General features: G+C 38.3%; 6 protein-coding genes. All 6 read right to left on the minus strand.

Annotated features, from left to right (window positions below):
- Positions 1-6: 6 nt before the first annotated feature.
- The 6 genes from ACF8EG_RS17250 to ACF8EG_RS17275 all read right to left on the minus strand — a co-directional run bounded on the left by ACF8EG_RS17250 (position 7) and on the right by ACF8EG_RS17275 (position 11082).
- Complete coding sequence (locus ACF8EG_RS17250) at positions 7-1989, minus strand: hypothetical protein (RefSeq protein ID WP_180208928.1); 1983 nt, start codon at positions 1987-1989, stop codon at positions 7-9.
- Between the two features lie 531 nt (positions 1990-2520).
- On the minus strand, positions 2521-3912 hold the full coding sequence (locus ACF8EG_RS17255) for a hypothetical protein (RefSeq protein WP_392419657.1): 1392 nt from the start codon (positions 3910-3912) through the stop codon (positions 2521-2523).
- 211 nt (positions 3913-4123) lie between these two features.
- A complete protein-coding gene (locus ACF8EG_RS17260) occupies positions 4124-4408 on the minus strand; it encodes a hypothetical protein (RefSeq protein ID WP_025767586.1) in 285 nt (94 codons plus the stop codon).
- Between the two features lie 446 nt (positions 4409-4854).
- Positions 4855-6201, minus strand: a complete 1347-nt coding sequence (locus ACF8EG_RS17265; protein WP_086048481.1) for a hypothetical protein — start codon at positions 6199-6201, stop codon at positions 4855-4857.
- Positions 6202-6204: 3 nt separating this feature from the next.
- On the minus strand, positions 6205-7497 hold the full coding sequence (locus ACF8EG_RS17270) for a ParA family protein (protein ID WP_025767588.1): 1293 nt from the start codon (positions 7495-7497) through the stop codon (positions 6205-6207).
- Positions 7498-7653: 156 nt separating this feature from the next.
- Positions 7654-11082, minus strand: coding sequence for a hypothetical protein (locus tag ACF8EG_RS17275; RefSeq protein WP_392419661.1), 3429 nt, complete (start codon positions 11080-11082; stop codon positions 7654-7656).
- Between the last annotated feature and the right edge of the window lie 388 nt (positions 11083-11470).

The following is an 11470-nucleotide window of genomic DNA, read 5'->3' on the forward strand; positions in this document are numbered from 1 at the left end:
CTGTAATTAGTAGTATGGGTTTACCGCTAAGCTTATTGCGTTCACCGTTGATAAGAACATCCAAGGGGCAACGACCCTTTCAGCGTTTTCTGTATCGTAGTACGACTCTAGATCGCGAACCTTTAGGTTTTTAAGCATCGACCGTTTAACACCTAAACGATCCATCAACTCGAACCAGGTTGAGCCATACAGCTTTCTGTGTAAGAAAAATTGCTGCGCAATAATATCCATGTTGAAGAAGTTATCTTCTGTTAAAGCATAATCTTGATTGCCTAGTACCACAGGGAATCTAATGCCAGCATGAATTTCCATTAAATCAAGTGCGTTAAGAGTTACAGTCTTTCTTTGATTTAAAGCAATATCGATACTAGCTTGTGACTTTAAAAGCGGTTTCGCTTTGAATAGACCTTGCTTGTGGACCTTTTTAACGATTTGATGTGGAGCATCATCATTAAAAGACTTAACACCAAATGTTTTTTTCGAAAGCGCTTTGGCTTTGAAATATTCATGAGCAATTGCACTTAATTTGTCAAAGAACTCACTAGCATCAGCTTGCTCAAGTCCGTGCTCTGCCAAAAGTTTCTTTCTATACCCGACAAAGTACAAATTCAAGTCGTTTTCTGAGAGCGTCACTATCTTGCCATTTACAGAAAACTCTTTCTCATTTTCAAAATCATATGGTTGAACCGGGACTTCAACCTCACGTAAGCAAAGAACCAATTGATAAACATCTTTGATAACTTGTTGTTTATCATTACAGTCAATTTTAGCTACAAGCTTTGCAACCTCAAGCCTAATCATATTTACATCAATTTGGCTTCTTGGAATTTCAAAGATACTTACATTACCATCGTAAGCAAACTCACCAGTACTTAAGTTAATTGGTTTCAAAAACTCAGGAACATCGTTGCTTAAATGCTTAACAACTTTCTTCATAGCTTTAAGCAACTTCGTTTTAATACCTACGGGCTTGTCTCTACCAATGTTGTAAATGTCACTCAACTGATTCGCGTACTCATCTAACTCTGTAGTTAATAGAGTATTGAGGTTTACAGTAACCTTTCCTTCTAAACTCATTGAGTTCAGATCTATAACCACTGTATCCGCGCTTTCAAAGTCGAATGCAGGATCTGTATGCAATTCGTTGTTAAAGTATTTTTGAACCGCTTTCAACTGGCGAACATTAAGGTATTCGTTTAGTAATTGTGTTTTATCTTTCGGTGCATCTTCCTTGAAGAACGACTTGTCAAAATGGAAGACCTCACCGTAAGAAAACTTATATCCATTTTTGGTTTGTGAAACATGGCTTAATGGACCACCTTCTTTAAACCAAAAACTATTGAAATCAATGTGGTCATGAACATCGTTATTCTTCTGCTTAAACTTCCCGAACTTACCCCATAACTTGTAAGTTTCATCGAAAATCACAGGTTTACTTGCGTAGGTAAAATTCATTAAGAATCGATATAAGGAAATAATCGTTCTATATGTGTAAGGTGTAATATCGGTTTTTTCAGACTGAGCTTTTTGCACCTGAGAGAACTGAATCTTCGTTAATGTGCTAAAGGAGGATTGCTCAAGACCGAGAGCATCAAGAAGCAAAGTTAAAACTTTACCTTTAAAGATATAGTCAATATCTCGCTTATCAAGACATGAAACTAGATCAGTAGCCACCTGCTCTAATTTTGTGCCTTTCAAAGAAGAGAACTTGTCTGAGAAGCTAAGGAATTTGTAATTAATTCCATATGCTGATACGACATGCAGCCAATCGAGAAGATTAAGAGTTAATGAAAAATCACCAAACTCCTTTTCCAATTTAATTGTGGCTACATCAATGTCTTCTAAGGATTCCACGTCATCAAAATTCAAACCATCAAAGCCGTGGTACATCACTTTAAGTGAAGAAAACTCATGATTCGCAACTATCTCGCCGGGATGTGCAAAATCACTTTCTGTATTGATTGTTTGTAAGCTGTGAGCTGTGTTCATGTTCAAAATCTCACTTTTTCCAGTTATGCATTACATTATACAATTTCGTGGAGGTTTATCTTAAATTAAGTCGCCAACTATGTATTAAAATCACACCTTCCACTTGCGATTCTCAAAAACGAGACAGTATTGCATAGATAAACACTTGTTATACGTCACCGCTCCATTCATAAAACCAAAAATATTTGTACTTTTTATATGTGGTATTGCAATGACAACAAACATTTTGATGCTTATTTCAGCAATATCTGGGGGCGAAGTTATTATGCACTTTTCAGTCTTAATTTGTACCAAAAATGGGACTTTTATGAAAATTCTTGAAGTCGTATCAACATCAGGAGCTAACGTCAGACCAGTGACCCTATAACTTACATGTTTTAAATTATTTGAAACCGTGCAGCATTCTTGCTAAATTGCCCATCGAAGAAAGTTATTGATCAATCTCTCGATTGTTAGTAATTCACCTTATCGGTGGCTTGGTGGACACAAGATTCTTCATGACGGGCTGCTTTGCAGCCCGTTTCTTTTAGTTCAAACCAAATCTACCAATACTCTTTTACTTACCTGGCTCGAGCTGGTGGACAAAGGAACTCGTTGTACTGTTTCACTAAAAGATTTAGTACTACATGCATCGTCTTCACAAGAGTTAAATTCCTTTTGGTAAAACCGACAATACAAAGATTCAACTATGTCGGGGTAATTTATCTCCATATCTTTGGTAATCAAGGCAAGATCTCCGGACTTCATGACCCGCTGACAAATGTCTTTCACCTTCTCACGACACCCTTTAGCGTTCTGAATCAAAATAGATGCACGACGTTCTACATCTTCAATTGATTCGTCCAACATTACATCCAGTGGCTTGCCAAGGATGGATACCTCGCGTGTCTCATTTACTTCATCAAGAGCACTAAACAGCAATTCAGCGTAGGTTTCATCATTGGGGTCTGTCGTTAAGTTAAATTCAGTATTAGTTAGAACCAAATCTTGAGAAGAAGCTAATTTAAGCGGTGATGTATCGATATTGAAGATCTCATCATTGCTATCAACAGTTACATCTGGGCTGTATTCTTCAGTTTTAGTTTCTAATTGTGGGGTTAGATGCTGCTCGACATGGAGTCTGAGTTTGTTCAAGGTTGAGTTAAAGTGCTTGCCTTTTCGCTTATAGCCATTGAGTTTTGCAACCAAAGCTAATGCAAATTGATCATCAAAGTGTTGAGCTAAAAACTCTGCATCTCTGAAATCCAGCTCATTTTCTTTATTATTAGTTAGGTTGGTATATTGAGCCAACGCGTCTTGAGGGTTGTCTGGGACTTCACTAATGACGCCGTGATTATCTGCTACAACAGATACCTCGTCAGAACCATTTGCTGCGAAGTTAAATGCCAGCTCAAGATTATCAAATGCTTGCTCTCCAACACTAAACTTATTTCCAACTGGTACAACTGCCTTTCCGTTGACATCCCAACCATCATGCTCAAGCGATCTGAATAATGGTAAGTACTCAATTTTGACTTCAGGTGTAACCGATTCCAATTCAGACTCAAAACGACTCCGGGTCTGCATTGCTTTCTCTATTGCATCACCATCTTCTGTATTAAGGTTTAATTTGCTGAATTCAATCGCTTCTGTATCAAAAAAGCATTCCGACAGAAATCTTACTTGCTCCATCACATTATGAATATGACAGCGTGCACGATGAGAAATAAGGATTTGCTCATTTGATAGCTCGTAACTAGAAGAAGGGTTAGCCGATGTTTCAAAGATGAACGGGAGTAAACTAGCACAGTACTTCACTTCATGTGGTGTCATGAATAATTTTACTAGCGCTAGCTTTTCTTCCGTTACAACGGATTTGATATGGTTAATATCTTCCTCACTTAATGCTGAAGTTGATAACCAAATATCAAGTAAATTTTGCATACGACTACTCCATTTTGTCAGTTATAGAGTTAATGTTACAGTCCAATTTAAACCGTCTGCCCCCCTGGTTAACACAACAGTAACCCGAACCCGTAGTACTAGGACTACTAAAAAGAGCATTGGTAAAGTTACTCCGTTGTCCAAAACCAGAGTAAATAAATGATCTACCATTTAGCCTCCTCACTTCGCCTTACGCGAGTGAGTAAGGCGATTATGACGGCTTAGATGATTTGATAAATTGTTCAGCTAATCTTGCTACATCGCGGCGGTCTTCTACACCTTGGAACACAACGACAATTGGTAGTGTTAATTCGCGATTTTTATACATCAATACATCTCCAACCTTTGATTGATGCACTTCGAATTCTTCAGTGGCAAAAACATCGACAGACTTATTACCTTCTTCAAAATGCACCTCCACTTTTTTATCTTCGTAGATAGGTACTAGCTCTGCTTGAGAGTTACCGGTTACTCGGTGAATTTTTAATGCGTACATGGAATCCTCATTTACTCTTCCTGGTTACGTTGAAATCATTTAACGTCAAAGTAGGTACGAAAAGTATCTTTTCCGTCTTATCGGGGCATTTGTCAGACCTGAAGTTCTAAATAGCAGATTTCTGTATAGGCAGATAAGCGCAAAGCCCGACATCAGTTGGGCTTTGTTGCATTTGAAAAGTGATCAATTCCGTTTGCCATAAACACCACACGACCTGTATGGCTTCCGGTTGAACTAGTGGGCACCGCGCTGATAATTATTGTTTGAGCAGTAAAGAGTGAAAGGAATGCCGCACTTTGATCGAGCGGCATTAGAGGGAAGTTCGTAGAGCACCCAAGTTAACTTTGATATTTAAATTATGTTCATTGCTTATTACTCTCCCCTACCAATCCAGAAATAGCAAAGCCGCTCCCTAGGAGCGGCGTTATTAAAGCATGATTTTTGAATTACTTTTTACCAAGTAGGTAAGTCTGGAAAGCTTTGAGTGCATCCTGAATCTCATCCTCAGTAAATCCAGGAAGAGTTAGAGTTACCTTTGGCTTCTTCTTGCTACCACCAACTGCGTATGTAGGTTTACGCGTCTCTGTGGCAGGGACATCAAACAGAATTGGTTCGTTTGATTTTGAACCTGACGCATTACTACCTTCTGGAACGGAAGAAAGTACGGTTTTAATTGCTGATTTAAGGTACTTAATAAGTTCAGTTGGCTCAACTTTTAAGTCACCATCACTATTCCCTGATTTAGTGTTTTTAATATGGTCAGCAATAATACCTTTTACATCGTCTCGGTAATTGTTCCACATTTCATTGCTGCAGTTCGAGTACGCATCCTCAACAGCCACTGCAAGTTCATGAGTCACATTCTGTGTACCAACAGCTCGCTTGTTTTGCTCCGCTGTTTTAACTTCAGATGACTCAGACACCTGAACTAAAAATGGCTTGAGTGCATTAGCAACATTCGAGAAGAAAGCTTCGTTGCAAGTATTAATATCCTTCTCAAGAAATGTATTAAGCAATTCAAACAAATCTTGCGGTAAACGAGTCAGTTTCTTTGCAATATCGAGGCTTCGAACACTCTTGAAAAGCATCTCTTCTTGTTGGAAAACATTAAAAGATGTGTACTTCTCTTGTCGGAAAACACGAACCATTTGTTGAGATTTTTGTAATAGCGAATGCTGATTGCCCGATTGCTGGATCATGTGCGCAATTTTACGCGCTACGCTCGCTGGCATCTCATCAATCGATACAAAGTAGCGGAACTTTAGGTTCGCATCTTTACAAATGAAACGTCGACATTGACCATCAACAACTTCATCCTTCCCGTCTTCATGCGTACCTTTGATAGCAAATGCAGGAACCGCATTACCACGAGTTAAAACAACTTGGTTATAAAGATCACCTAAAATCTCTTTGGTAACACCACCTCGACGACCATTTTCTTCAGATATTGTTGTATATGTTTCAATATCTTCAGGGGTTGAAAGCTCTTTGTATCGTAATCGATATTCTTTTCCTTCAAAGGAAATGGTAAATAGTGCACCGTTTGCTCCTTGAGTCGAGGACATCATTTCATTGAAGCCTTTAATCCCCAGTTCAGAGAAAACATCATCCAATGGTATCGATTCATCACGATTCTCAATCAATCGCTTTAAAGAGTCTAAGCGTTTCCCATGTTCCTCGAAAAACTGTTTCTTTTTGCCATCTTTTTGCTTTTCTTCAATGGTTTTAGCACTTGAGCTGTCGTGTTTAGCCATTGTACTTACAGCACGAGATTTTAAACTTTTAGAAATCATTTATTACTCCCAGCCTAACCATAGCTTGTATTCATCGTAGAACTTAGTGATTTGCTCGAGTGCAGGACTAACAGCACCACCACGTTTGCGCTCTAGCCAATGAATTGGTACGCCTTTTTCAGATGCGGTTTCATATGCTGTTGAATATTGTATTTTTGCGCTAAAACAATTCATGTTCATCATAATCTTGTTTGCGTTATCATCAATTTCTTTTGGTTGACGGCGGTTTAAAGTAATCAATGAACGTACTTCGAATAAACCACAATCATCAGGCATCATGTTCTCAGAAAGCATTTCTAAGACCGTAAAGAATGATTTGTAAGCATCAATGTCTGCACTACGTCCAGTCACCGGAACAATTAAGTGTGTTGAAGCATATAGATACATAAGAGTTGTTAAATTAGTATCTGGGTTTGTATCAACAATAATTTGGTCAAAAAGAGGCTTTAAAGGTTCAATGATACAGTCTTTAAACACTGTCATTATTTGGTTTCTAACCTTATCAAGCGAGTCTTGGTGTGCTTGTGATTGAGCTTCTTCTGTCAATCCTTCTAACGTTGCTTCTGGAACGCCATACTTCGTAAAGGCTTCACAATATTGGACAACAAAAAACTTATCTACAGACAATGAAGGCAGGATAGTAATCGAACCTAGCTTATGAGGGATCATCAGTTTTTCAAGTTTTGCACGATACTCGCTTTGCTTTTCATCGCTCAAACGAACATCACGAGGTACATGAAAGTTGTCTGCCATAATTGTGGTAATAGTATCTTCTGATGAGCGGATCTCTTCATCAGATAAATGGCTTAATGTACCTTGTGGATCACCGTCTAATAAACACGTCTTTGGGCGATTCTTAAAATCAAAATGAGAATGAGTAGCTGCTGTTGCTGATGTTGTAGATTTGCCTACCCCACCTTTTCCGTTGTGAACAGAAATTACCTTACATTCAATTTCTTCACCTTTTTCTCGACGTTGTTGAAGAGATAAAATACCCAGCTCTTTAGTGATTTCAAGGCAGTCCTCATAAGTAAGCACATACGGGGCTTTGTTATAAGGCGAACTACGTTCGATTGTGAAATCTGGGTTATTATCGTTGATTTCTTTGATGGCACTAAGGACCGCAGATTCATCAACATCTAAAATTTTAGCAAGTTCTTTAGTTTTAAAGGTAGGTTTAACAACAGAGATATTATGCTTATCGCTAATTAACTGTGTTTTCTTAGCCTTAATCTTTTCTGCACTAGTAATCAAATTTGCTAGTAGCATTTTTAGTTGGTCAAGTTTGAAATTCATCTTTATTCCCTAAAGAGTGGTGGTGGACGTTTTACAGTAGATAATAGCCTTTCGCACATGCATTTGCAAAAGGTAAATTACAACTGCAAAAGGTAATGTAAAATTACCTTGAGCAGTGTCACACTGTAGATGGTATGTTTGACTTGATATTAATTCTCAACTAGCAAGAGAGAAAAGTTTTAGGACAGATTTTGCTGATGCTTTTTTTACACCAATATCGAGGGCTGTATTAATTAAGTTACTAAGACTAGCCTCGACTTCTTGTGCCATTTCAATATCACTTTGAGTATTCACGATGAGACGGGTTAAAGCATCTTTAAAATACTGATACCCCTGTTTATTGATGCTTGAGTAACCCAGGTAGCACTCCTTGTAAGGGTGATATTCATCCATGATTGCTTGCCATCTAGCTTTAACTGAAACTAGTGCTGTTTGCTTCTGACTTTCATCCAACGCGCAATTCAACTCATCTTGCAGTTCCATAAGCTCACCTACTAACTTTTTAAAATGATACAACGTCACTTTTAACGTAGTAAGATCACTTCGTTCGTACACTTTGGTTGCGATCGCTAATAGCTCATTATTTTCAATCAGGTGATTTGTTTGTGCTCTACCAATCAATGAGTTCAATGCCGAGGTTAGATCTTTATGACTGTTTAATAATGCACATGACATGTATGCCCTACCCTTTTGAGTTTGAGTAATAGGCTCATCAATAAATGCACATTTTGCTCGACCTACAAACGAATGTTCGAGTGAGTGCATTACATTATTGATTTGGGATTTTACATAAGCATCTAACAGTGACACTGCAGATTCTTTATTCATTTCATGTAAGTCGTTCATGTACGACTTTGCTTTTACCCGACTTTCATTAATCATCGCCCTAAGTTCTATGAGGCATTGAGCTTTAAATGTTCTAAAGTCTGATGCAGTTGTTGCTAGTGGATGGTTAATAAGAACATTTAAATTACAATTTGCTAGGTCAAGCAAACCAATCTCATGGAATGCATGTGTGCGTTTAACTATTTTAAAAAACGTACTAGTGTAATTGTCATTTAGTTGAATGATCCCTTGATTTACTAGAGATATGGCAACCAGAGGACTTTGAGATGTACGCAAGCTCTGCTTATATCTTCTTGCATACAACACTTTCTGTCCTAAATAAAAGTCATGTTCATCTAACATTTTTTTCTTTTGTTCTTGATACAGACCTAGGTCTAATTCATCGATAAGTACATCTAAATTATCTGATTCAAACTCAAACATTGTTTTAGTTGTTTTTGTATCAAGTAACGGTAGTTGTTCTGTTCCAAATTCAACGCCATATAGTTCAATGTCCTTTAAGCAGCGTTCTTCCATGTTTGATTTCTGCTTTATCGCATATGGCTTAATACGTGTATTTGAATGAACAACCGAAAACCGCTTACCACCTTTTAAGACTCTTCCGGAGTTACTAGCCTTAAGCCGAACAACGCGACGTGTAAATCTCTTCTTATTCTTTACTTTAATTTCATTAACTCGACCAACTTGACCTACCACCTGTTTTGAAACATTAGGAATTTTAGTCACTACCTTGGTACTAATTGATTTTGAAAGTAGAGCTTGTTCTATTTCTTCGATTGCCTCACGACAATTGAGATAGACCTTACCAATAAAGTCGTGTTCCTGTGCATCTAGTTCTGTACTAATTTTATTTATAACTATGTCTCGTATGTCTTTCTCGACATGCTTAATCAGTTCTGGTCTAGCTTTCCCACCGACGCTTAAACCATCGATCGATAAATCAACATGGCATTTCACTTGCTCTACCTTATCCGGAGTCTGTACCGAGAAGATATGGACTAATGGCAAGTCGTCATTATTAATAGAAAAATCACAATGAACTTTGGCTACGGCATCAACCCCATCACAATAATTTTCCATCGTGCAATTTCGGTCGGCTTCATCTATTGTTAACAAGTGGCTTGGCAATGGGTAACACTCCGTCAGATCAACATTCATTTTGAAGTAATCTCGTAGTGGCATTTGTTCATTCATAGTTTTCATCATAACAACGTTTGGTAAATCACGGTCTATTTCAAATGCCCCATGTAGAGATTCATACTCATCAAATAGCTTAGGGTATGCAATTCTTTCACCACGTTTTACCTTTTCCCAAATGGCTAATGGTCGATATGGCGCAGCAGCCAAACCGTACAAACTCCACTGAAATGATAAAACTAAAGCGTGCTTTTCAGAAAATGATCTAATCAGTGGCTTCCCTGCTTGCGAGCGATACATTTCCAACATCCCTGCTCTAGCTTTCGAACTCAGTGTAATATCTTCTAGAATTTCTTTATAGCCAGGATGATTTTCAATATCGCCTCTCTCTAAATACGAGCGAAAATCCATTGCAGCTTTTTCACTATCAATAGCTAGCTGACTGGCGTACCAAACCATTTTTTCCAAGTAGGCTACCTTTAAACAATTTGGCTGCATGTATACTCTATTAAAACAAACCGGGTCATAGGCTTTTGGCATGTATGCTCGCTTAGTACCATCATGACCAATTCGGAAGAGATAGTCTCTCACTCGAAGTGCATTTTCAGACCCTAGAACACGCCATCTTTCCCTTTTTATGTTCTCTCTTGCTGAAGCATCATACTTTGACAGCGTACAGGTAAAACAACCGTAACGGGCAGCTTTACCACCGCAAGATGACCCTAGACGACCACTTCCAGTAATGAGTTCACAAACATCATTACTTCCATCTCCATAAATCTCGAGAAGAACTGCCCCGTTATCGAGAAACGTGTTTATAGTACCTTTCGTCCTAGTAATCGGGTCACGTCCACATATTTCCAAGAATGAAAAAACATCTTTAGTTGACCAATCACTGATTGGTGCAACTTGTAATTTGGACTCTCCTTGATCTAACTGATGCATCAGTTCGGAATATCGATTATCTAAGTTCCGCTTCTTAATATTTAGGCTTCTCTTAGCTGATTCATCTTTCCGGCTTCCTAAAGCTAATATAATCGGACTGGGTTTATATCTTTCATTTTGAAGGTTCTCAATGATGTTTTTCTCATATTGATTTGAAGGTTCAACTTTGAGTATTACTGTACAATCAGACGAGCGTGTCGGTGACGGGATAATCTTAGATGCACTAGCCCAGCGAATGAAATATTCATCTGCTAATTTTGGTCGAACAAATTTGAATAAAACGTTAACGCCAATTTTTTTTGCGTAAGCAATTAGCTTCTCACTTGCATATCTTGAAAACATAGCCATAGGTAGCGATTCAACGCCTGTGTCGACGCAGTTCACCAGTAATGGTCTTTCTCTCTCAATCAAGCCTAACTTAATAGAGCGACGGTATGCTTCAATTATAATTGCAAATGTAGTGAAGCTATCTTTCCCCATTGATAATGCAGAACGGTACATAGGCTTGCTTGCATGATTTAAGGTTTTCATTGTACCTGAAACCAATTCTTCAAATTGATCGTATAGTGCATAGTGATGTTCCAAAACTTCGCTGTTTACTGTTTTGATGATCTCCGAACTATCAATCGCTTTCGCTAAGTTAAATAAGTCTTTCATGCAGAGCTTCCTAAATCGAACCTTCATTAAAGATAATATGAGCAATTTCCATCGTTCAAAGAATTAGGTCTTATTGGTAGATTTATTTCATCGCTCTACATTGATGAGAATACCTCCCTATATCCTGAGACATAAACGCCGTTCTCATTGAGAATAGCGACCTACATCCTGACAACATCCCGATATTCTCATTGAGAATGGCGATCTCTGTCCTGACAACATTCCGATGTTCTCATTGAGAATGGCGACCTCTGTCCTGACAACATCCCGATATTCTCATTGAGAATAGCGACCTACGTCCTGACGCCTTCACGATGTTCTCATTGAGAATAGCGACCTACGTCCTGACGCCTTCACGATATTCTCATTGAGAATGGCGACTTCTGTC

Source organism: Vibrio sp. YQ_11, from assembly GCF_043103065.1.
Classification (GTDB): domain Bacteria; phylum Pseudomonadota; class Gammaproteobacteria; order Enterobacterales; family Vibrionaceae; genus Vibrio; species Vibrio parahaemolyticus.